Raw genomic sequence first — 23,705 nt, 5'->3', positions numbered from 1 at the left:
CTCCATGCGCTTCAACCAACTCGCTGCCGCCCTGCTCATCTGTGCCTTGCCGGCCGTCAGCCAGGCCCGTGACACGGCGGTCTATCTGCCATTCGACAAAGCGGTCGCAGAGGCAACCCGCACCGGCAAGATCGACGGCAGCGTGAAGTTCTATCTGGCGGGCAATGCCCCGGCCGGCAAAGTCAGCGTCGTCAGCCCTGGCGCGGTGACCAACAAGAAGACCAACGCCTTCAACAAGACTGACCAGGAAGCCTGCGAGTGGGTCGTGCAATCGGCCATCATCAGCCTGCACCAGGCGGCGAAAAACGCCGGCGCCAACGCCGTGACCAACATCGTCAGCTTCTACAAGAGCAACGAGCGCAAGGATGCGAAGAACTACGAATGCCACGCGGGCGCGATCATGGCCGGCGTTGCGTTGAAGGGTGATCTGGCGACGGTTCAGTAATCGCCAGAAACGACAAAGGGCGCCTTTCGGCGCCCTTTTCAGTTCAGATCATGTGCTGGCATGCAACTTCAGCCCCAGCGCCTTCATGACTTTGAGGATCGTCCCAAACTCAGGATTTACCTCGCCTGACAGTGCGCGATAAAGGCTTTCCCTTGATAGCCCAGCATCGCGCGCAACCTGCGTCATGCCACGCGCCCGAGCGATAGTGCCAAGTGCCTTGGCAATAAAAGCCGGGTCGTCACCCGCCTCTTCCATACAGGCGTCCAGATAGTTGGCCATGTCCTCTTCTGTCTTGAGGTACTCGGCTGAGTCCCAACGAGTGAATTGTTCGGTCATGGGTTTTGCTCCTGCCAGGATTCCGCTATGAGCCTGGCTTGCTTGATGTCTCGAGAGTCAGCCGTAGCCGTTGAGCTACACGCACTCTACATGGACTTCTCTCTGTCCGATATACGGCGTCTACACTCGTCATACCCGTAATTTGCTGCGCATTACGTCAAGGAGATGACCATGCAAGCGAAAGCCCTGATCGCCGCCGCCCTTTTCAGCCTGCTCCCCAGCGCCAGCCACGCCACCAACCTGATGTACATGCCGTTCGAAACCGTACTGTCGGATGCGATTCGTGCCGGCCGGCTGGATGGCAGTGTGAAGTTTTACCTGATCGGCAATGGACCACTGGGGACTCAGCGGATGTTGCAGCGCGGGGTCGTCAGCGATCTGAAGACCAACGGCTTCAACAAGAGCGATCACGATTCCTGCGAGTGGGTGTTGCAGTCGAATCTGATTGCGCTGCAGGCCCAGGCCAAGCGCGTCGGGGCCAACGCGGTGACCAATATCGTCAGCTACTACGACCAGCATGTGCGCAAGGATCTGAACACGTACGAGTGCCGGGCCGGGGTGTTTGTGACGCGGGTGGCGTTGAAGGGAGATCTGGTGCGGCTGCCTTGATCAGCCGGCTTCGACCTTGCGTGTAAGCAACTCGACGAACGCCTTGGCCATCGGCGATTTCTGATCCTTGCGCTGCACCAGCCATACCGCCGTTACAGCTTCGGGATCCAGCAGCGGCCGATAGACCACGCCGTCGATGCGCATCCGTTGATACGAGGCCGGCATCACCGACACGCCCAGGCCTGCCGCCACAAGGCCGATGATGGTCATGGCTTCCCCCGCCTCCTGAGCGAAGTGCGGGCTGAAACCCGCGTCTCGGGCCAGGCTGATCAGTTGCGAATACAGACCACTGCCGTAGCTGCGGGGGAAGAACACGAACGGCTCGAGGGCCAGCGCCGAAAGAAACAGGCCTTCCTCGCTGCCTTGGGCCAGCGGATGCTTGGAGCTGAGCACCGCCACCAAGGGCTCTCGCATCAATTCGACCACGCTCAGCGAATCCGGCAGGCCCAGCGGGCGCATGATGCCGACCTCGATCGATTCGTCCACCAATGCGTCAGCCACCATGGTGCTGCTCATCTCCCGCAGATTCAGATGCACGGCCGGGAAGCGCTGGCGGAAGGAGAATATCGCCTGAGGAATGGTCGAGTTGAACGGCGCCGAGGAGGTGAAGCCGATCTTCAGCTCCCCCAGTTCTCCAAGCTGCGCGCGCCGGGCAACGTCCGCCGCTTTGTCGACCTGAGCCAGCACCAGCCGCGCCTCTTCCAAAAACAATCGCCCGGCTTCACTTAGCTCGACCCGACGATTGGTACGCTCGAACAGCCGTGCGCCGACCTCCTGTTCCAGCGCCTGAATCTGCTGGCTCAGCGGTGGCTGGGAGATGCCCAGCACCTGTGCGGCGCGGCCAAAATGCAGTTCTTCGGCGACGGCGATGAAGTAACGCAAGTGACGCAATTCCATGGGCACCCCATTAGGTCGTGAAAGCTATCAAACAGGTCGAACAATATATTGGATAGAAACATTAGCCAGCTATATGATTTTTTCATTGCCTGCTTGTCCGCGCCCTCCGAGGTCTGATGTGAAAACCGCCGTCGCTCCACTGGCCCATGAAGTCCCGCCCGCTGCGGCGGACGATGTACTGACCGAACTGCAAGAGATCTACATCGAGAAAGGCACGCCCGCGTTCATGCGCACGGTGCTCGCGCTGTTCAGCGGCGGCTTCGCGACCTTCGCCCTGCTGTACTGCGTGCAGCCGATGATGCCGCTGCTGTCCCACGAATATTCGATCAACGCGGCGCAGAGCAGCCTGATCCTGTCTGTGGCCACCGGCATGCTGGCCTTCGGTCTGCTGATCACCGGCCCGATTTCCGATCGGGTCGGGCGTAAGCCGGTGATGGTCGCCGCACTGTTTGCTGCGGCCCTGTGCACCATCGCCAGTTCGATGATGCCGAGCTGGCACGGCGTGCTGATCATGCGGGCGCTGATCGGGCTGTCGTTGAGCGGCCTGGCGGCGGTCGCGATGACGTACCTGAGCGAGGAAATCCATCCGCAGCACATCGGTCTGGCGATGGGCCTGTACATCGGCGGCAACGCGATTGGCGGGATGAGCGGGCGTCTGATCACTGGCGTATTGATCGACTTCGTCAGCTGGCACACGGCGATGATGGTGATTGGTGGCCTGGCGCTGATTGCGGCGGCGGTGTTCTGGAAGATCCTGCCGGAGTCACGCAACTTTCGCTCCCGTTCGCTGCATCCGCGCAGCCTGCTCGACGGCTTCACCATGCACTTTCGCGACGCCGGCCTGCCGCTGCTGTTCCTTGAGGCGTTCGTGCTGATGGGCGCGTTCGTCACGCTGTTCAACTACATCGGTTACCGCCTGCTGGCCGAGCCGTATCACCTGGATCAGGTGTTTGTGGGGCTGCTTTCGGTGGTGTATCTGTCGGGCATTTACAGCTCGGCGAAAATCGGTTCACTGGCCGACAAACTGGGCCGCCGCAAGGTGTTGTGGGCCACCATCGCCCTGATGTTCGCCGGCCTCGCCCTGACGATGTTCACACCGCTGCCGCTGGTGATCATCGGCATGCTGATCTTCACCTTCGGCTTCTTCGGCGCACACTCGGTGGCCAGCAGCTGGATCGGCCGCCGGGCGCTCAAGGCCAAGGGCCAGGCCTCGTCGCTGTACCTGTTCAGCTATTACGCCGGTTCGAGTATTGCCGGGACGGCGGGCGGGGTGTTCTGGCACATGGCCGGATGGAACGGGATTGGTCTGTTCATTGGCGCGTTGCTGCTGGTGGCGCTGTTGGTGGCGTTGAAGCTGGCGAAGTTGCCGCCGCTGGGTGGCGTCAAAGCCTGATTCCCGCCCACAAAAAAACGCCCGGCATAAGCCGGGCGTTTTTTATTGAAACATGATCACTCATGATACTGCGCCGACAGCTCGTGTACCGCACGCAGGAACGCACCTGCGTGTTCCGGATCGACTTCCGGCGTGATGCCGTGGCCGAGGTTGAACACGTGGCCGCTGCCTTTGCCGTAGCTGGCGAGGATGCGCCCGACTTCGGTGCGGATCGCTTCCGGCTTGGCGTAGAGCACCGTCGGGTCCATGTTGCCTTGCAGCGCAACCTTGTCACCGACGCGGGCACGGGCATTGCCGATGTCGCAGGTCCAGTCCAGGCCCAGTGCGTCGGCGCCAGCGTCGGCGATGCTTTCCAGCCACAGGCCGCCGTTCTTGGTGAACAGGATCACCGGCACCTTGCGACCGTCGTGCTCGCGGATCAGGCCGCTGACGATTTTCTTCATGTAGGCCAGCGAGAATTCCTGATACGCCGCCGCCGACAGGTTGCCGCCCCAGGTATCGAAGATCTGCACCGCTTGCGCGCCGGCCTGGATCTGGCCGTTCAGGTACGAGGTCACCGACTGCGCCAGCTTGTCCAGCAGCAGGTGCATGGCTTGCGGGTTGTCGTAGAGCATCGCCTTGGTCTTGCGGAAGTCTTTCGACGAGCCGCCTTCGACCATGTAGGTGGCGAGGGTCCACGGGCTGCCGGAGAAACCGATCAGCGGCACACGGCCGTTCAGTTCGCGGCGGATGGTGCTGACCGCGTCCATCACGTAGCCGAGGTCTTTGTGCGGATCCGGGATCGGCAGGGCTTCGATGTCGGCCAGGGTGCTGACGACTTTCTTGAAGCGCGGACCTTCACCGGTCTCGAAGTACAGGCCCTGGCCCATGGCATCGGGAATGGTGAGGATGTCGGAGAACAGGATCGCCGCATCAAGTTGCGGATAGCGGTCAAGGGGTTGCAGCGTGACTTCGCAGGCGAATTCCGGATTCATGCACAGGCTCATGAAATCACCGGCCTGGGCGCGGCTGGCGCGGTATTCCGGCAGGTAGCGGCCGGCCTGGCGCATCATCCACACTGGGGTGACGTCTACGGGTTGCTTGAGCAGGGCGCGGAGGAAACGGTCGTTCTTCAGGGCAGTCATGTCGGCATCCGGAAAAAAAGTGCGGGCATTTTCTCAGAGCGCGACGCAAAAGGCACGGATGCAGGTCAGCCTTTTGTCTATCGGGTCAATTTGTCGCAATAAATACGGGGCATCAGCAACAGCGAGAAACAACTGTGGGAGCGAGCCTGCTCGCGATAGCGGATTGTCAGCCAATACATCTGGTGACTGATTCACCGCTATCGCGAGCAGGCTCGCTCCCACAGGGTTACAGCGTTTGGTTCAGTATTCGGGTTTAGACGCCCAGGTAATCCAGGATCCCTTCAGCCGCATTGCGGCCTTCGAAGATCGCCGTCACCACCAGATCGGAACCGCGCACCATGTCGCCACCGGCGAAGATTTTCGGGTTGCTGGTCTGGTGCTTGTACTGACCTTGCTCAGGCGCAACAACGCGGCCCTGGCTGTCGGTCTGGATCTCGAACTGCTCGAACCACGGCGCCGGGCTCGGGCGGAAACCGAAAGCGATGACCACGGCGTCGGCCGGGATGATCTCTTCGGAACCCGGGATCGGCTCGGGGCTGCGACGGCCACGGGCGTCCGGTTCGCCGAGACGGGTCTCGACCACTTTCACACCTTCGACCTTGTCTTCGCCGACGATGGCGATCGGCTGACGGTTGTAGAGGAATTTCACGCCTTCTTCCTTGGCGTTCTTCACCTCTTTGCGCGAACCGGGCATGTTCGCTTCGTCACGACGATAGGCGCAGGTCACCGACTTGGCGCCCTGGCGGATCGACGTGCGGTTGCAGTCCATCGCCGTATCTCCGCCGCCCAGCACCACAACCTTCTTGCCTTTCATGTCGACGAAATCTTCCGGCGACTTTTCAAAGCCCAGGTTGCGGTTGACGTTGGCGATCAGGAAGTCCAGCGCGTCGTAGACACCCGGCAGATCCTCACCGGCAAAACCACCCTTCATGTAGGTGTAGGTGCCCATGCCCATGAACACGGCATCGTATTCGGCGAGCAGTTGCTCCATGGTCACGTCCTTGCCGACCTCGGTGTTGAGGCGGAATTCGATGCCCATGCCGGTGAAGACTTCGCGACGATTGCTCAGCACGGTCTTCTCAAGCTTGAACTCGGGGATGCCGAAGGTCAGCAGACCGCCGATTTCCGGGTTCTTGTCGAACACCACCGGAGTCACCCCGCCGCGCACCAGCACGTCGGCACAACCGAGGCCCGCCGGGCCTGCACCGATGATCGCGACACGCTTGCCGGTCGGTTTGACCTTGGACATGTCCGGGCGCCAGCCCATGGCGAACGCGGTGTCGGTGATGTACTTCTCGACCGAACCGATGGTCACCGCACCGAAACCGTCGTTAAGGGTGCAGGCACCCTCGCACAGACGATCCTGCGGACACACCCGGCCGCAGACTTCCGGCAGGGTGTTGGTCTGGTGCGACAGCTCGGCGGCCTGGAGGATGTTGCCCTCGGCCACCAGTTTCAGCCAGTTCGGAATGAAGTTGTGCACCGGGCACTTCCACTCGCAATACGGGTTGCCGCAGCCCAGGCAGCGGTGGGCCTGATCGGCCGACTGCTGGGGTTTGAACGGTTCGTAGATTTCCACGAACTCTTTCTTGCGTTGACGCAACAGTTTCTTCTTCGGATCTTTGCGCCCGACATCGATGAACTGGAAGTCGTTATTCAGACGTTCAGCCATTGTTAAAACCTCATCAAACTCTTCAGGCGCATATCACTGCGGGTTGGCACGAGTGCTGGAAAGCAACGACTTCAGGTTGGCAGCCTTCGGCTTGACCAGCCAGAAACGACGCAGGTAGTCATCGAGGTTCTCGGCGAGTTCACGACCCCACTCGCTGTCGGTTTCCGCGACGTACTCGTTCAGCACGTTCTGCAGGTGGCTGCGATAGGCTTCCATCGCCTCGCCGCTGATCCGCTGGATTTCCACCAATTCGTGGTTGACCCGGTCAACGAAGGTGTTGTCCTGGTCGAGCACGTAGGCGAAACCACCGGTCATGCCAGAGCCGAAGTTGTAACCGGTCTTGCCCAGGACGCAGACGAAACCACCGGTCATGTACTCGCAGCAGTGATCGCCAGTGCCTTCCACAACGGTGTGGGCACCGGAGTTGCGCACAGCGAAACGCTCGCCCGCGGTGCCGGCGGCGAACAGCTTGCCGCCGGTGGCGCCGTACAGGCAGGTGTTGCCGATGATGGCGCTGTTCTGAGTCTGATAAACGCTGCCTTTCGGCGGCACGATGACCAGTTTGCCGCCGGTCATGCCTTTGCCGACGTAGTCGTTGGCATCGCCTTCCAGGTACAGGTTCAGGCCGCCGGCGTTCCACACGCCGAAGCTCTGCCCCGCAGTACCCTTGAAGCGGAAGGTGATTGGCGCCTTGGCCATGCCCTGGTTGCCGTGCTTGCGCGCGATTTCGCCGGAGATCCGCGCGCCGATCGAACGGTCGCAGTTGCAGATGTCCAGATCGAACTCGGCACCGCTGAGGTCATTGATCGCCGATGTCGCCATCTCGACCATTTTCTCGGCCAGCAGGCCCTGGTCGAACGGCGGGTTGCGCTCGACGCCGCAGAACTGCGGTTTGTCCGCCGGGATGTGATCGCTGCCCAACAGCGGAGTCAGATCCAGGTGATGTTGCTTGGCAGTCTGGCCTTCGAGGACTTCCAGCAGATCGGTGCGGCCGATCAGCTCTTCGAGCGAGCGCACGCCGAGCTTGGCCAGCCACTCACGGGTTTCTTCGGCGACGTAGGTGAAGAAGTTCACCACCATGTCGACGGTGCCGATGTAGTGATCCTTGCGCAGCTTCTCGTTCTGGGTCGCGACGCCGGTGGCGCAGTTGTTCAGGTGGCAGATACGCAGGTATTTGCAGCCCAGCGCGATCATCGGCGCAGTACCGAAGCCGAAGCTTTCGGCGCCGAGGATCGCTGCCTTGATCACGTCGAGGCCGGTTTTCAGGCCGCCGTCGGTCTGCACCCGGACCTTGCCGCGCAGGTCGTTGCCGCGCAGGGTCTGGTGGGTTTCGGCCAGACCGAGTTCCCACGGTGCACCGGCGTACTTGATCGAGGTCAGCGGCGAAGCACCGGTGCCGCCGTCGTAGCCGGAGATGGTGATCAAGTCCGCATAGGCCTTGGCCACACCGGCGGCGATGGTGCCGACGCCCGCTTCAGCCACGAGTTTCACCGAAACCAGCGCCTTCGGGTTGACCTGTTTCAGGTCGAAGATCAGCTGCGACAAGTCTTCGATGGAATAGATGTCGTGGTGCGGCGGCGGCGAAATCAGGGTCACGCCCGGCACTGCGTAACGCAGCTTGGCGATCAGCCCGTTCACCTTGCCGCCCGGCAGTTGCCCGCCCTCGCCCGGCTTGGCGCCCTGGGCGACCTTGATCTGCAGCACTTCGGCATTGACCAGGTATTCCGGGGTCACACCGAAACGGCCAGTCGCAACCTGCTTGATTTTCGAGCTCTTGATAGTGCCGTAGCGCGCCGGGTCTTCGCCGCCTTCGCCGGAGTTGGAACGCGCACCGAGGCGGTTCATGGCTTCGGCCAGGGCTTCGTGAGCTTCCGGCGACAGGGCGCCCAGCGAGATACCGGCGGAGTCGAAGCGCTTGAGCACCGATTCCAGCGGCTCGACTTCACTGATGTCCAGCGGCTTGTCGAGGGTCTTGACCTTGAACAGGTCGCGGATCATCGACACCGGACGGTTGTCCACCAGCGAGGTGTATTCCTTGAACTTGGCGTAGTCGCCCTGCTGCACGGCGGCTTGCAAGGTGTTGACCACGTCCGGGTTGTACGCGTGGTATTCGCCACCGTGGACGAACTTCAGCAGACCGCCCTGCTGGATCGGCTTGCGCGGACTCCAGGCTTCGGTGGCCAGTGCTTTCTGTTCGGCTTCGATGTCGACGAAACGCGCCCCCTTGATGCGGCTCGGCACGCCACGGAAGCTCAGGTTGCAGACTTCCTCGGACAGACCGATGGCTTCGAACAGCTGCGCACCGCGATAGGACGCGATGGTCGAGATGCCCATCTTCGACAGGATTTTCAACAGGCCTTTGGTGATGCCTTTGCGGTAGTTCTTGAACACCTCGTAGAGGTCGCCCAGGACTTCACCGGTACGGATCAGGTCGCCCAGCACTTCGTAGGCCAGGAACGGATAGACCGCCGAGGCACCGAAACCGATCAGCACCGCGAAGTGATGCGGATCTCGCGCAGTGGCGGTTTCCACCAGGATGTTGGAGTCGCAGCGCAGGCCTTTTTCGGTCAGGCGATGGTGCACCGCGCCGGTGGCCATCGAGGCGTGGATCGGCAGTTTGCCCGGGGCGATATGGCGGTCGCTCAGGACGATCTGGGTACGACCGGCACGCACGGCTTCTTCAGCCTGATCGGCGACGTTGCGGATCGCCGCTTCGAGGCCGACGCTTTCGTCGTAGTTGAGGTCGATGATCTGCCGCTCGAAACCCGGGCGGTCGAGGTTCATCAGCGAACGCCACTTGGCCGGCGAGATCACTGGCGAGCTGAGGATCACACGCGACGCGTGTTCCGGCGATTCCTGGAAGATGTTGCGCTCGGCACCGAGGCAGATTTCCAGCGACATCACGATCGCTTCACGCAGCGGGTCGATCGGCGGGTTGGTCACCTGCGCGAACTGCTGGCGGAAATAGTCGTACGGCGTACGCACGCGCTGGGACAGCACGGCCATCGGCGTGTCGTCGCCCATCGAACCGACGGCTTCGTAGCCTTGCTCGCCGAGCGGACGCAGTACCTGATCGCGCTCTTCGAACGTGACCTGATACATCTTCATGTATTGCTTGAGCTGATCGACGTCGTAGAAAGCCGAACCGTGATCGTTGTCTTCCATGGTCGCCTGGATGCGCAGGGCATTCTTGCGCAGCCATTGCTTGTACGGATGACGGGATTTCAGACGGTTGTCGATGGCGTCGGTGTCGAGGATCTGACCGGTTTCGGTGTCCACGGCGAGGATCTGGCCAGGACCGACACGGCCCTTGGCGATCACGTCCTGCGGCTGGTAGTTCCAGACGCCGATTTCCGAAGCGACAGTGATGAAACCGTTGGTGGTAGTGACCCAGCGCGCCGGACGCAGACCGTTACGGTCGAGCAGGCACACCGCGTAACGACCATCGGTCATCACCACGCCGGCCGGGCCGTCCCACGGCTCCATGTGCATCGAGTTGTACTCGTAGAACGCACGCAGATCCGGGTCCATGGTTTCGACATTCTGCCACGCTGGCGGAATGATCATCCGCACGCCACGGAACAGGTCGATGCCACCGGTGACCATCAGTTCGAGCATGTTGTCCATGCTCGAAGAGTCGGAACCGACACGGTTCACCAGCGGGCCGAGTTCTTCCAGATCCATCAGATCGTTGGTGAACTTGGTGCGACGGGCCTGGGCCCAGTTGCGGTTGCCGGTGATGGTGTTGATCTCGCCGTTGTGGGCGAGGAAGCGGAATGGCTGGGCCAGCGGCCATTTCGGCAGGGTGTTGGTGGAGAAGCGCTGGTGGAACACGCAGATCGCGGTCTGCAGGCGCTGGTCACCCAGGTCCGGATAGAACGCGGCCAGGTCGGCCGGCATCATCAGGCCTTTATAGATGATGGTCTTGTGGGAAAAGCTGCAGATGTAGTGGTCGGTGTCGGCGGCGTTGGCCACCGACGAACGACGACGGGCGCTGAACAGCTTGACTGCCATGTCCTGATCGCTCAGGCCTTCGCCACCGATGTACACCTGCTCGATCTGCGGCAGGCGCTCAAGGGCGAGGCGGCCGAGGACGCTGGTGTCGATGGGCACTTTGCGCCAGCCGATCAGTTGCAGGCCTTCGGCGAGGATCTCGCGGTTCATGTTCTCGCGAGCGGCTTCGGCCTTGGCCGGATCCTGGTTGAAGAAGACCATGCCCACGGCATATTGCTTGGGCAGCTCGACGCTGAAGGTTTCCTGGGCAATGGCGCGCAGGAAGGCGTCGGGTTTTTGAATCAGCAGACCGCAACCGTCACCGGTCTTGCCGTCGGCATTAATCCCACCGCGGTGGGTCATGCAGGTCAGGGCCTCGATGGCCGTTTGCAATAGGGTATGACTGGGTTCGCCCTGCATATGGGCTATCAGGCCGAAACCGCAGTTATCCTTGAATTCATCTGGTTGGTACAGACCTGCTTTCATAGACACTTTCTCACCAGGCTGCCTCTTTTCGAGGCAAATTTCTTTTCAATTCAACCACTTGCATCTCGCGCCGAACGTACGCCGGCTTTGCGGGGGCAAAAGGGTGGTCATTGTACACAGCGACACAGACGCTCACAAATTTGACGACGAAATGTCGCAAATCCATGTCGCATTTGTGAAAGGTTTAAAGCGATATGCTGTGCTAGTCAAAACTTTTTTAATTCTGACCGCAACGACTCAAAGACTACTGTGACGCAGACACCACAAGGCACGCGGTCTGTAGAGACGGCGCGCACTTGTAGAGATTTTGAGGTGCTTGGAGAGGCGGCCTGGGTAAGGCCGCCGAATCTTCAGCGAGTTGTTGCCAGTTCCTGTTGGACGCTGGCGACAGTGCGAGGCCAAGGTTTACCAGCCTGAACCTTCGCTGGCAAGGCCTTGATGGCAGAAACGGCCGCATCACGATTGGCAAAGCTGCCATAGGTGATCACGTAGAGCGGCTTGCCGTTGAGGACTTTCTTGAAATAACGGTACTCGCCGCCCTGCTCCTTGACGAAGCTTTGCGCAGCCGCTTCGGAGCTGGTGCCGAGGATCTGCACCACGTAGTTGCCCGGGGCCTGGCCGGCGTACCAACTGCCACCGGCGGCCTTGGCGACGGTGACCGGCTTCTCGGCGGCTTTCTCGGCCGGTTTGGCCGCAGCGACAGGCTTGGCAGGTGCGGGGGCTGGCTTCGCAACTGGCGCAGCCGGAGCAGGCGCTGGCTTGGCCGTGGCAACCTGGGTCGGTGCCGGTGTCGGTTTGGCCGCAGGGACCGGAACCGGCGTTGGTGCAGGACCGGCAGGCACGCCCGCCGGTGGCGCGGTGGTGGTCACGGTCGGCGGTGTATTGCTCGAGCCTTCCAGCGGTACGCCGTCGTCACCTTCGGTGATCCCGCCGGCCGCTTCGGCCAATGGCTTGCGCATGACCGGTTGCGAATTGCCGACCAGCGGCAACGGCATCGGCTGGGTGTTACCGGCGAACTCCACGTTCGGCGCACCACCCTGGCCCAATGGCAGTTGAGCCTGTTCATTGGCCGGCGCGCCGGTGGTCGGCGCCTTGTTGCGACCGGGCATCAGCCAGGCGGCAGCGACCGCCACCACGACGACGGCGGAAATCGCCAATACGTGTTTCTTCGGCATGTTGAACCCCATACTTGGACGCTTCACCGCAGAGCGGCTGGCAATCATGACTTCGATCAGTGCATCGCGAGCGACCTGGTTGATGTTGCCGGGCCAACCCTCGGAGCTTTCGTGAATATCAGAGATCTGATCCGCGGTGAAAAGTTCGACACCGCGGCCTGCACCTTCGAGCCGCTGGTCGAGATACTCGCGAGTTTCTTCTTCGGTGTACGGCTGCAATTCGATGACGTGGAAGCGCTCTTCCTCGAGGTGCAGGGCCTCGAGCTGGGCGATCAGCGACGACTCACCGAACAGGAACACATGCGGACGTCCTTCCGGCGCGCCGGCACCCAAAGCCATCAGGGCTTCGAGGGCAGATTCGTCAAGCTGCTCGGCATCATCCACCAGCAGGTAGACCTCCTGACCAGTCAGCGCGAGCTGTACGACCTGATCGAGGATCGCCCCGACTTCGGCCTGGGCCACATTCAGCGCCTGAGCGACCTGACGCAGCACACCGGCTGCATCGCCGGCGCCACGGGCCGAGACGACAACACTCTGAACCGACTGCTTGTTGGTGCTGGCCACCAGCGCCTGGCGCAGCAACGTCTTGCCGCTGCCCTGAGGGCCGGTGACCACCAGCAGCAACTGGCTGTAACGCGCCAGGTGATGCAGTTGACCCAGCACCGGTTTGCGCTGGGCCGGGAAGAATTTGAAGCCCGGGACCCGTGGAGCGAAAGGGTCATGACTTAACTGGAAATGGCCGAGGAACGCCTCGTCGGCATGCAAACTAGTCATCGGAATCTTATTAACCTTTAAGCTGAGCCAGAGCGCGGTAATCCGCTCCCAGCGTGGCCTGTAGAATCTCTTTCGGATAATCGTCGGTCACTACCGCTTCGCCCATCCGGCGCAGCAGCACCAGGCGCAGACGACCGTCGATCACTTTTTTGTCAATTGCCATGTGTTCGAGAAAATCGGCTTCGGTCATTTCTTCCGGCGGAACCACCGGCAGGCCGGCACGCTGGAACAGACGAATGCCGCGATCGCGGTCCTGCTCGCTGATCCAGCCGAGGCGCGCGGACATCTCCATCGCCATTACCGTGCCAGCAGCGACCGCTTCACCGTGCAACCAGACACCATAGCCCATGTGGGTTTCGATGGCGTGGCCGAAGGTGTGGCCGAGGTTGAGCGTGGCGCGTACACCGGTTTCCTTCTCATCGGCGCCGACCACCGCCGCCTTGGCAGCGCAGGAACGCTCGATGGCATAGGTCAGGGCTTTCTGGTCCAGTGCACGCAGGGCGTCGACGTTGTCTTCAAGCCAGGTCAGGAACGGCTCGTCGCAGATCAGGCCGTACTTGATGACTTCCGCCAGGCCTGCCGACAGCTCTCGCGCTGGCAGGGTTTTCAGGGACGCCGTATCGATCAGCACCACGTTCGGCTGATAGAAGGCGCCGACCATGTTCTTGCCCAGCGGATGGTTGATCCCGGTCTTGCCGCCCACCGACGAATCGACCTGGGACAGCAGCGTGGTAGGAATCTGGATGAAATCGACGCCGCGCTGGTAGCAGGCGGCTGCAAAACCGGCCATGTCGCCGATCACACCGCCACCGAGGGCGATCACCGTGGTGCGACGGTCATGACGGGCGGTCAGCAGGCCGTCGAAGATCAGTTGCAAGGTTTCCCAGTTCTTGAAGGCTTCGCCGTCCGGCAGCACCACGGAAACCACCGAGAACTGCGACAGGCTGCGGGTCAGACGCTCGAGATAGAGCGGCGCAACGGTCTCGTTGGAGATGATTGCCACTTGCCGCCCATGGATGTGCGGAGCCAGCAATTCAGGCTGATCCAACAGTCCTTCGCCAATATGAATCGGGTAGCTGCGCTCGCCTAGATCGACCTTGAGTGTCTGCATGTGTCCCCACAGTGAAGATGGAAGCAGGCGTCCTGCCTTGAATTATCGGATGTCCCCGGTCTTGAGAGGTGTGACGCCGCTTGCGTGCGATCCGCCACAACCCTCGACAGGACGCCGAGGATAGCGCATTTCGGGCGGCGCTTTAACGGGGTGGAAGTTGCGCCAGACGGTCAAGAATGTCGAGTACCACCATGCGTGGCGGCCGCTCGTCGGTTTCCACCACCAGATCGGCGATTTCCCGATAAAGCGGATCGCGGATCGCCAGCAGGTCGCGCAGGGTTTTCTCGGGATTGGCCGTGCGCAGCAGCGGGCGATTGCGGTCGCGGGAGGTGCGGCCGACCTGCTGTTCGACAGAGGCGTGCAGATACACCACCCGCCCGCCCTCGTGCAGGGCCTTGCGGTTGGCATCGCGCATCACCGCGCCGCCGCCCGTCGCCAGCACTACGCCGTCGAACGCGCACAGCTCGGCGATCATCGCCTGCTCACGATCACGAAAACCGGGCTCGCCTTCCTTGTCGAAGATCCACGGGATATTGGCGCCCGTACGCAGTTCAATTTCCTTGTCGGAATCCTTGAACGGCAGGCGCAGCTCTTTGGCCAGTAATCGGCCGATGGTGCTTTTTCCAGCGCCCATCGGTCCTACAAGAATCAAATTTCGCACAGAATCAACGACTCACAGCAATCGCCTGGTTATTCATGATACGCGGAGTGAGGAATACCAACAGCTCGGATTTTTTCTCCGAAACCACATCACGCCGGAAAAGGCGGCCAAGATACGGCACATCGCCAAGAAATGGCACCTTATCTACGACCTTGCTTTGAGTATTTGAGAAAACCCCACCAATCACGATGGTCTCGCCGTCGTTCACCAGCACCTTGGCGTTGACCTCGTTTTTCTTGATCGGCGGTACATCCTGCACCTTGTTCAGGTAGTCCGGTTCGTCCTTGGTGACCTTCACCTCCATGATGATGCGATTGTCCGGGGTGATCTGCGGCGTGACCTCCAGCGACAGCGAGGCCTCCTTGAACGACACCGACGTAGCGCCGCTGGAACTGGCTTCCTGATACGGAATCTCGGTGCCCTTGAGGATTTTCGCGGTCTCCTTGTCGGAGGTGACCACCTTGGGTTGCGAGACGATTTCGCCGTTGCCGGTCTTCTCCATCGCCGTCAGTTCAAGGTCCAGCAGAACGTTGTCGGTGATGAACGCAATGCCGATCCCGGATGTGTTGTTGACCGTGCCCATGTCGACGAACGGCGAGTTGGTACTGGTGCTGCCCGGCGTGCCGATGGTGGTCGACGAGCCATTGCTGACCCCGGAAGTGTTCCAGTTGCCCTTGTTCTGGATTGACCCGCCCCAGCGCACACCCAGGCTCTTGTCGTAATCGACGTTGGCCTCGACGATCCGCGCCTCGATCATCACCTGACGCACCGGGATATCCAGCTGCGCCACGATCCGCCGCAGTTCGTCGAGGCGATCCTGGGTCTGGTAGGCAATGATGTTGTTGGTGCGCTCATCGACGGTGATCGAGCCGCGTTCATCGACCTTCGCCTCGGCGCTGGTGACCGACTGGAACAGCTTGGCGATGTCCGCAGCCTTGGCGTAGTTCACTTGCAGCAGTTCACGGCGCAGCGGCGCCAGCTCGGCGATCTGCTTCTGCGACTCCAGTTCCTGCCGTTCGCGGGCGGCGATTTCATCCGCCGGTGCTACCAGCAACACGTTGCCGACCTTGCGTTTGTCCAGGCCTTTGGTCTTGAGCACCAGATCCAGCGCCTGATCCCACGGTACGTTTTGCAGGCGCAAGGTGATCCCGCCCTGCACCGTATCGCTGGCCACCAGATTGAGATTGGTGAAGTCCGCGATCAGTTGCAGTACCGAACGCACATCGATGTCCTGGAAATTCAACGAAAGCTTTTCACCGCTGTAGCTGTTGCGGTCGGCATTGCGCTTTTGCAGGTCGTCGATGGTCAGCGGACGGATGCTCACCGTCAGCTTGTTGTCGGTCTGGTAGGTGGAATAGTCGAACGTGCCGCCGGGCTCTACAGTGATGGTCGCCCGATCCCCGCTCACGCCGGCGTTGACGAACTGCACCGGGGTGGCGAAATCCTTGACGTCGAGACGCACCCGCAACGGCTCGGGCAACTGGGTGCGGGCGAAATTGAGGATGATCTTGCCGTCGTGCTCCTGAATGTCCGGCGCGATGGTCGGGTCGGACAGGTCGATGACCACATTGCCCTCACCCGCCGTGCCGCGCTGGAAATCCACACCACGAATGGCCCTGGCGACGGGGGCGTAAGTCCGCGCCGGCGCTGCCACCGGCGTGGCACGCGTTGTCTTCGCGACAGGTCGCGGTGCGCTGGCCTTGGTGCCCTGCCCGACCACCACGAACAGCGTGTTGCCCTCGACCCGGGCGTCATACGGCGCCAGTTGCGTCAGGTTGATGATCAACCGGGTACGGTCATTGGCCTCGACCACCGTGGCAGAGCGCGCATTGCCGCTACCGAGGTCGCGGGTCTTGGTCGCGAGCTGGCTGGCCACTCCCGGCAGGTCGAGGGCGATCCGCGCCGGCGAGTCGGTGGTGTAACCCTTGGGCTGCGGCGGCGGGCCGTCGAACGACAGCTTCAGCTCGACGCGATCACCCGGCAGCGCGGCAACGTCCAGCGTCTTCAGGTTGGCCGCGTGAACCATCGGTGAAAGCAGCGCTATCCATAGCGAAAAACCGAGGGTGGAGAAAATCCTGTTCATTGTTCGACTTCCACTATGAGTGCTCTTTCAAAGGAATGGTGCGCGGTCGCTCCAGCCAGGCGCCTTCGCCATCGGGAACGATTTCGACCACATCGACCTGGGAGGCGCTGATCGCGACGATGCGTCCGTCGTTGCGCCCCAGGTAATCGCCGACTTTCAGCCGATGCACCCCGCCCGCCCCGCGCAGCAGCGCAAAGGAACCGGAGGCATTGGAAATCGTGCCGACCATCTCGAACTGCTCGATGTTGAAACCTTCGAGGTATTGCTTGACCCGGTTCGGGTCCGGCTTGACGTTGCGCGAGCCGTGCTGCTGCCCGGCCAGATCGACCCGTACCTGACGCGAGAAAGGACTGCGCAGATTGGACGCGCTGTAGGTGAACGTGGGGTAGGAACGAAAGGTCGGCGTCGGCTCGATCTTGCCCGGCGGCCGCAGACGCACTTCATTCATGTAGGCGTCGAGATCGCCGAAGTCGTTGCCGCCGCAACCGCTCAGCCCCAGCATCAATGCCGACAACAGAAGAAAACGGATCGGGCTCATTTTTGCAGCCCCTTGTCGTTGTAGCGGTACGTCTTGGCGAGGATGCTCATGCGCAACTTCGTCCCGCCTTCCGGGTTGGCCGGCGCCAGCTCGAAGTCGTGCAGCGTGACGATCCGCGGCAACCCGGCCACGCCACTGACGAAGGTGGCAAGGTCGTGATAGGCGCCTGTGACAGTGATCTGGATCGGCAATTCGATGTAGAACTGCTGCGTCACCTCCGGCAACAGCTTGATCTCCTCGAACTCAAGACCACTGCCCAGCCCGGTGCGCGTGATGTCCTCCAGCAATCCCGGCACTTCGGTGTCACTGGGCAATTGCCGCAACAGCACGCCGAACGAGTTCTCCATCTCCTTCATCTGCTGGGTGTACAGCTCCAGATTGGCCGCCATGTGCGCCTTGCTGGAGAACTGTTCCTTGAGCGTGGCCTCTTCCGTGCGTTTGGTTTCGAGCTCGCTCTCCATGTCACTGACGAAAAAGTTGTAGCCCAGGGCCAGTACCAGAATCATCAATAGCGCCCCGGCCAGGCCTTTCACGGCCGGTGGCCAGGAGCCGATGTTGCTGGTATCCAGGTCGTTGAAGTCGATATTGCGCAGGCTGGCCAGCCATTCGGACGGTTTCATTGGTCGTCCTCCAGGTTTTTCGGCCGGGTCTGATGAACAGTCAACTGAAACACGTTGGCCTGATCCAGTTGCCCCGCCGTGGTTGCCTTGACCTCGTTCAAGGTCGGCGCATCGAACCAGTCGGACGCCTCAAGATTGCGCATCAGGTCGGAGACCCGGTTGTTCGATTCCGCCGCACCGCTGATCGACAGGGTCTTGCCGACCATCTTCACGCTGGTGAAATAGACACCGTCGGGCAGGGTCCGCGCCAGTTGATCGAAGATCCGCCCGCTGACCTGCCGGTTGCCTTGCAGGTCCTGGATGATGCGCATGCGCTCCACCAGTTGCTGGCGACGCGCCTTGAGTTCGCTGATCTGCTTGATCCGCTCATCGACCACGGCAATCTGCTTGCCGATGTAATCGTTGCGCGCCTGCTGATGCTCGATGGCCGTGCTGAATATCTGAGCGGCAATGAATACCGCGCCGACCGAACCGACCACCACGCCGGTCAGGGTCAGCAGAAAGCGTTTGCGCCGTTCTTCGCGGCGCTCCTCGCGCCAGGGGAGGAGGTTGATCCGCGCCATCAGTCGAAACTCCTGAGCGCGAGCCCGCAGGCAATCATCAGTGCCGGCGCATCACTGGCCAGGGCCCCGGCGTTGACCTTGCTGCTCAAGGCCATGTCGGAAAACGGATTGGCGACCTGGGTCGGGGTGCCGAGGCGCTCTTCGATCAACCGGTCCAGCCCCGGCACCGAGGCCGTGCCGCCGGCCAGCAGAATGTGATCGACCGCGTTGTACTGGCCGGAAGCAAAGAAAAATTGCAGGGAACGCGACACCTGTTGCACCAGCGCCTCGCGAAACGGCTGCAGGACCTCGCCGACATAATCGTCCGGCAGACCGCCCTGTTTCTTGGCCAGCCCGGCCTGTTCGAGGGTCAGGCCATAACGGCGCTGGATTTCCTCGGTCAGCTGGCGCCCGCCGAACAGTTGCTCGCGGGTGTAGATGATCCGGCCGTTGTGCAGGACGCTGAGGGTGGTCATGGTCGCGCCGATGTCGACCACCGCAACGGTCAGGCGCTCCTGCGAGGCCGCCAGTTGCGTGGCCAGCAGGCCGAACGAGCGCTCCAGCGCATACGCCTCGACATCCACCACCCGCGCCGTCAGGCCGGCCAGGGCCAGCGCCGCCTCACGGACTTCGACGTTTTCCTTGCGACAGGCGGCCAGCAGCACGCTGACCCGCTCGGGATTGCGCGGCGAAACGCCCTGGACTTCGAAGTCGATGGCGACCTCGTCCAGCGGGTAGGGAATGTATTGGTCGGCTTCGATCTTGAGCTGGTTTTCCAGCTCGTCGTCGGACAGCCCGGCGTCCATTTCGATGACCTTGGTGATCACCGCCGAGCCGGCCACTGCCACCGCCACGCTTTTGAGCCCGGTGCGCGCCTTGGCCAGTACCCGGGACAGGGCATGCCCGACGCCTTCAAGCTCGGCGATGTTCTTCTCGACCACGGCATTGGCCGGCAACGGCTCCACCGCGTACGCCTCGACCCGGTAGCGCTCGCCCTGACGACTCAGCTCCAGCAGCTTCACCGAAGTGGAGCTGATATCGATCCCCAGCAACGTATTGGTCTTTTTATTGAAGAGTCCTAGCACTACCAATTCCCTATGACTTTCCGTGAGTTACGGACTCTGTAATGCGCATTGCGTTCCCTCGCCCCGTCTTGACAGAAGCGCAAATGACGCCCCCAGCGGAAAAGTGCTTATAATGCCCAGCGATTTTTTCCGCTTTTTACTGCCGGCGCGGGCCGTTCTGTGTGTTCCCGGAACCCTGTCGCCCAATTCATTCTTTGCCCTGGATGTCCAAAAGCCTTGATTCGTCTGCTGAAATTCTTCGGTTGGTCCATCGTCGCCGTTTTCTGCGGACTGCTTTTAGTTCTCAGCGGCGCGTTTCTTTACCTTAGTCCGGGTTTGCCATCTGTGGAGGCGCTGAGAAGCATTCAGTTGCAGATTCCGCTCCGGGTCTACAGCAGCGACAACAAGTTGATCGCAGAATTTGGCGAAATGCGCCGTACTCCGATCCGTTTCGCCGACATTCCCCCCAATTTCATCAATGCGTTACTAAGTGCTGAAGACGACAACTTCGCCAACCACTATGGCGTCGATCCGAGCAGCCTGATGCGTGCCGCGACCCAACTGGTCAAGAGCGGGCACATCCAGTCCGGCGGCAGCACCATCACCATGCAGGTGGCGAAGAACTTCTTCCTGACCAGCGAACGCAGCTTCTCGCGCAAGACCACGGAAATCCTCCTGGCCCTGCAGATCGAACGGCAGCTGACCAAGGACGAGATCCTCGAGCTGTACGTGAACAAGATTTATCTGGGCAACCGCGCCTACGGCATCGAGGCGGCGGCGCAGGTGTATTACGGCAAGTCGATCCGTGAGGTCAGCCTGGCGCAGATGGCGATGATCGCCGGCCTGCCGAAGGCCCCGTCGCGCTTCAATCCGCTGGCCAACCCGGCGCGCAGCAAGGAGCGTCGCGACTGGATCCTCGGGCGCATGTACAAGCTCGGCAAGATCACCGAAGCCGACTACACCGCGGCCATCAACGAGCCGCTGAACGCCAGCTACCACGTGCCGACCCCGGAAGTGAACGCGCCGTACATCGCCGAGATGGCCCGCGCCGAAATGGTCGGCCGCTACGGCAGCGACGCCTATACCGAAGGTTTCCGCGTCACCACCACGGTGCCAAGCAACCTGCAGGAAATGGCCAACACCGCGCTGCACGAAGGCCTGATGACCTACGACCAGCGTCACGGCTACCGTGGTCCTGAATCGCGCCTGCCGGGCAAGACCCGTGAAGCCTGGGCCGTCGAGCTGACCAAGCAACGCACCATCAGCAGCCTCGAACCGGCCATCGTCACCCAGGTCGACAAGAACGGCCTGCAAGTGCTGACCCGTACCGGTGAAGAGCATGTGGCGTGGGACACCATGAAATGGGCCCGTCCGTTCCTCAATACCAACAGCATGGGCGCCGCGCCGCGTCAGCCATCGGATGTCGCGCAGGTCGGCGATCTGGTGCGCGTACAGCGCCAGCCGAACAATTCGCTGAAGTTCAGCCAGATTCCACAGGCCCAGGGCGCGCTGGTGTCGCTGGATCCGCAGAACGGCGCAATCCGCTCGCTGGTCGGCGGTTTCGCCTTCGAGCAGAGCAACTACAACCGTGCCATGCAGGCCAAGCGTCAGCCGGGCTCGAGCTTCAAGCCATTCGTCTACAGTGCCGCACTGGATAACGGCTACACCGCCGCCACGCTGGTCAACGACGCACCGATCGTGTTCGTCGACGAGTACCTGGACAAGGTCTGGCGTCCGAAGAACGACACCAACACCTTCCTCGGCCCGATCCGCCTGCGCGAAGCGCTGTACAAGTCGCGCAACCTGGTTTCCATCCGCCTGCTGCAGGCGATGGGCGTAGGCAAGACCATCGACTACATCACCCGCTTCGGCTTCAACAAGCAGGACCTGCCGCCAAACCTGTCCCTGGCGCTGGGCACCGCGACCCTGACCCCGATGGAAATCGCCACCGGCTGGAGCACTTTCGCCAACGGTGGTTACAAGATCACTCCGTACATCATCGACAAGATCGAAAGCCGCAATGGCGACACGCTGTTCGTCGCCAACCCGCCGACCGTGCCGCAGGGTGGCTCGGCCACCGACGGCATCGCGGCACCGGCGACCCAACCGATCACCGTCGACGCAGCACCGGTTCCGGGTGAAGCACCGGGCAGCGCCGCAATGCCACAGGCTCCGGCAGTCGCCGAACGCATCGTCGATGGCCGCACCACCTACATCCTCAACAGCATGTTGCAGGACGTGATCAAGCTCGGCACCGGGCGTCGCGCACTGGCCATGGGCCGCAGCGATATCGCGGGCAAAACCGGTACTACCAACGAATCCAAGGATGCGTGGTTCTCCGGTTACAACGCCGATTACGTGACCACGGTCTGGACCGGTTTCGACCAGCCGGAAAGCCTCGGTCGCCGGGAGTTCGGCGGCACCGTGGCCCTGCCGATCTGGATGAACTACATGAGCGCCGCGCTCAAGGACAAGCCGCCGCATGTCCAGCCGGAGCCGGAAGGCATCCTCAGCCTGCGGGTAGACCCGGTCAGCGGCCGCGCGGCTTCGCCGAGTACACCAGGCGCCTACTTCGAGTTGTTCAAGGCCGAAGACACGCCGCCGTCGGTCAACGAGATCGGCAACGGCACGGCACCGGGCAGCCCGCTGCCGGCGGATGAACAGGCGCCGATCGATCTGTTCTGATTCGCAGACACTGAAAAGCCCCGCCTTCGAAAGAATGCGGGGCTTTTTTATGCCTGCCAGATTTGTATTGCATGGACTGACTCCTTCGCCGACAACACAGAATTCACAGGCACAAAAAAGCCCCGACTCTCACGAGCCGGGGCTTTCGCTTGAAGCGTTACAACGACTTAGCCGTTGAACACGTCATCCACGCTTTTCAGCGGGTAGTTCTTCGGATACGGCAGGGTCGCTACGCCGGTCTCGATCGCAGCCTTGGCCACGGCGTCGGAGATCACGGTGATCAGGCGCTTGTCCATTGGCTTCGGAATGATGTACTCACGACCGAATTCCAAGGAGATACCGCCGTAGGCGTCGCAGACTTCCTGAGGAACCGGCAGCTTGGCCAGTTCGCGCAGGGCGTTGGCAGCAGCGATCTTCATTTCTTCGTTGATGCGCTTGGCGCGAACGTCCAGGGCACCGCGGAAGATGAACGGGAAGCCCAGCACGTTATTGACCTGGTTCGGGTAGTCCGAACGGCCGGTAGCCATGATCACGTCGTTGCGGGTGGCGTGAGCCAGTTCCGGGGAGATTTCCGGATCCGGGTTGGAGCAGGCGAAGACGATCGGGTTGGCCGCCATGCGCTTCAGTTGCTCGGCGCTCAGCAGGTTCGGGCCCGACAGACCGACGAATACGTCAGCGCCTTCGATGGCGTCGTCCAGGGTGCGCTTCTCGGTAGCGTGGGCGAACACGGCCTTGTACTGGTTCAGGTCGTCACGGCCAGCGTGGATCACGCCGGTACGGTCGATCATGAAGATATTCTCGACCTTGGCGCCCATGCTCACCAGCAGTTTCATGCAGGAGATGGCGGCAGCGCCGGCGCCCAGGCAGACGATCTTGGCTTCGCCGAGGGTTTTGCCAGCGATTTCCAGAGCGTTGATCATGCCCGCAGCGGTCACGATCGCGGTGCCGTGCTGGTCATCGTGGAATACCGGAATGTCGCACTGCTCGATCAGAGCGCGTTCGATCTCAAAGCACTCAGGTGCCTTGATGTCTTCCAGGTTGATGCCACCGAAGGTGATGGAAATGCGTTTTACGGTGTCGATGAAGGCTTGCGGGCTTTCGGAGTCGACTTCGATGTCGAAGACGTCGATGCCGGCGAAGCGCTTGAACAGCACGCCTTTACCTTCCATCACTGGCTTGGAAGCCAGTGGGCCGAGGTTACCCAGGCCCAGAATCGCGGTGCCATCGGAAATGACTGCAACCAGGTTGCCCTTGCCGGTGTACTTGTAGGCCAGTTCAGGATCGCGGGCGATCTCGCGCACTGGTTCAGCTACGCCGGGGCTGTAGGCCAGCGACAGGTCGCGGGCGGTAGCAGTGGCCTTGGTGAGCTCGACACTCAGCTTTCCTGGACGAGGATTGGCGTGATATTCGAGAGCGGCAGTTTTCAGATCAGACATTTTGGCATTCCGCTTTTTACTGTTGGACAGACTGGTCAGCGAGGATACGCGCCTCGCAAAG

General features: G+C 61.5%; 18 protein-coding genes. 4 read left to right on the top strand and 14 right to left on the bottom strand.

Annotated features, from left to right (window positions below):
- Positions 1-4: 4 nt before the first annotated feature.
- Positions 5-445 carry an excinuclease gene (locus tag DLD99_RS02410; protein ID WP_114881136.1) on the top strand — a complete coding sequence of 147 codons (441 nt, stop codon included), beginning with the start codon at positions 5-7 and terminating at the stop codon, positions 443-445.
- 48 nt (positions 446-493) lie between these two features.
- Here DLD99_RS02410 and DLD99_RS02405 read toward each other — a convergent pair whose 3' ends face one another.
- Positions 494-781 carry an addiction module antidote protein gene (locus DLD99_RS02405; RefSeq protein WP_011332089.1) on the bottom strand — a complete coding sequence of 96 codons (288 nt, stop codon included), beginning with the start codon at positions 779-781 and terminating at the stop codon, positions 494-496.
- A gap of 171 nt (positions 782-952) precedes the next feature.
- On the opposite strand from DLD99_RS02405, the gene DLD99_RS02400 reads away from it, so the two are divergent.
- Complete coding sequence (locus DLD99_RS02400) at positions 953-1,390, top strand: excinuclease (RefSeq protein ID WP_096819910.1); 438 nt, start codon at positions 953-955, stop codon at positions 1,388-1,390.
- On the opposite strand, the gene DLD99_RS02395 is transcribed toward DLD99_RS02400, so the two are convergent.
- Positions 1,391-2,287: a LysR family transcriptional regulator gene (locus tag DLD99_RS02395; RefSeq protein WP_039766450.1), complete on the bottom strand. Its 897-nt coding sequence runs from the start codon at positions 2,285-2,287 to the stop codon at positions 1,391-1,393.
- A 118-nt stretch (positions 2,288-2,405) separates the two neighbouring features.
- Between DLD99_RS02395 and DLD99_RS02390 the strand changes: the two genes are divergently transcribed.
- Positions 2,406-3,680, top strand: a complete 1,275-nt coding sequence (locus DLD99_RS02390; RefSeq protein WP_085711064.1) for an MFS transporter — start codon at positions 2,406-2,408, stop codon at positions 3,678-3,680.
- Between the two features lie 56 nt (positions 3,681-3,736).
- On the opposite strand, the gene hemE is transcribed toward DLD99_RS02390, so the two are convergent.
- From hemE to DLD99_RS02325, 11 genes are all read right to left on the bottom strand, one after another.
- Positions 3,737-4,804: a uroporphyrinogen decarboxylase gene (gene hemE, locus DLD99_RS02385; RefSeq protein ID WP_007952372.1), complete on the bottom strand. Its 1,068-nt coding sequence runs from the start codon at positions 4,802-4,804 to the stop codon at positions 3,737-3,739.
- Between the two features lie 253 nt (positions 4,805-5,057).
- Positions 5,058-6,476: an FAD-dependent oxidoreductase gene (locus DLD99_RS02375; protein WP_007909438.1), complete on the bottom strand. Its 1,419-nt coding sequence runs from the start codon at positions 6,474-6,476 to the stop codon at positions 5,058-5,060.
- A gap of 33 nt (positions 6,477-6,509) precedes the next feature.
- Entirely contained in the window at positions 6,510-10,955 is a 4,446-nt protein-coding gene (gene gltB / locus DLD99_RS02370) for a glutamate synthase large subunit (protein WP_085711062.1), read from the bottom strand.
- Positions 10,956-11,305: 350 nt separating this feature from the next.
- Complete coding sequence (locus DLD99_RS02360) at positions 11,306-12,904, bottom strand: AAA family ATPase (RefSeq protein ID WP_114881134.1); 1,599 nt, start codon at positions 12,902-12,904, stop codon at positions 11,306-11,308.
- 10 nt (positions 12,905-12,914) lie between these two features.
- Positions 12,915-14,015: a 3-dehydroquinate synthase gene (aroB, locus tag DLD99_RS02355; RefSeq protein ID WP_114881133.1), complete on the bottom strand. Its 1,101-nt coding sequence runs from the start codon at positions 14,013-14,015 to the stop codon at positions 12,915-12,917.
- A 142-nt stretch (positions 14,016-14,157) separates the two neighbouring features.
- Complete coding sequence (aroK, locus tag DLD99_RS02350; protein ID WP_011332081.1) at positions 14,158-14,676, bottom strand: shikimate kinase AroK; 519 nt, start codon at positions 14,674-14,676, stop codon at positions 14,158-14,160.
- Between the two features lie 4 nt (positions 14,677-14,680).
- Positions 14,681-16,759 (bottom strand): type IV pilus secretin PilQ, encoded by a 2,079-nt coding sequence (locus tag DLD99_RS02345; RefSeq protein ID WP_114881132.1) that lies wholly within the window; start codon positions 16,757-16,759, stop codon positions 14,681-14,683.
- Between the two features lie 13 nt (positions 16,760-16,772).
- Positions 16,773-17,297 (bottom strand): pilus assembly protein PilP, encoded by a 525-nt coding sequence (locus tag DLD99_RS02340; RefSeq protein WP_114881131.1) that lies wholly within the window; start codon positions 17,295-17,297, stop codon positions 16,773-16,775.
- The gene (gene pilO, locus DLD99_RS02335; protein ID WP_085711057.1) at positions 17,294-17,917 is read right to left on the bottom strand and encodes a type 4a pilus biogenesis protein PilO; all 624 of its coding nucleotides are present in this window, start codon (positions 17,915-17,917) and stop codon (positions 17,294-17,296) included. Before pilO ends, DLD99_RS02340 begins: the two co-directional genes overlap by 4 nt.
- Positions 17,914-18,480, bottom strand: a complete 567-nt coding sequence (locus tag DLD99_RS02330) for a PilN domain-containing protein (RefSeq protein ID WP_085711056.1) — start codon at positions 18,478-18,480, stop codon at positions 17,914-17,916. The genes pilO and DLD99_RS02330 overlap by 4 nt, the downstream gene beginning before the upstream one ends.
- Positions 18,480-19,544, bottom strand: a complete 1,065-nt coding sequence (locus tag DLD99_RS02325) for a pilus assembly protein PilM (RefSeq protein WP_114881130.1) — start codon at positions 19,542-19,544, stop codon at positions 18,480-18,482. The genes DLD99_RS02330 and DLD99_RS02325 overlap by 1 nt, the downstream gene beginning before the upstream one ends.
- Positions 19,545-19,763: 219 nt before the next feature.
- Between DLD99_RS02325 and DLD99_RS02320 the strand changes: the two genes are divergently transcribed.
- Positions 19,764-22,208 carry a penicillin-binding protein 1A gene (locus DLD99_RS02320; RefSeq protein WP_371856502.1) on the top strand — a complete coding sequence of 815 codons (2,445 nt, stop codon included), beginning with the start codon at positions 19,764-19,766 and terminating at the stop codon, positions 22,206-22,208.
- 167 nt (positions 22,209-22,375) lie between these two features.
- Here DLD99_RS02320 and DLD99_RS02315 read toward each other — a convergent pair whose 3' ends face one another.
- Positions 22,376-23,644: a malic enzyme-like NAD(P)-binding protein gene (locus DLD99_RS02315; RefSeq protein WP_085711053.1), complete on the bottom strand. Its 1,269-nt coding sequence runs from the start codon at positions 23,642-23,644 to the stop codon at positions 22,376-22,378.
- Between the last annotated feature and the right edge of the window lie 61 nt (positions 23,645-23,705).

This window comes from Pseudomonas kribbensis (assembly GCF_003352185.1).
GTDB lineage: Bacteria > Pseudomonadota > Gammaproteobacteria > Pseudomonadales > Pseudomonadaceae > Aquipseudomonas > Aquipseudomonas kribbensis.
Note: the sequence above shows the minus strand (reverse complement) of the source record. Positions and strands in the feature narration are given on the sequence as shown.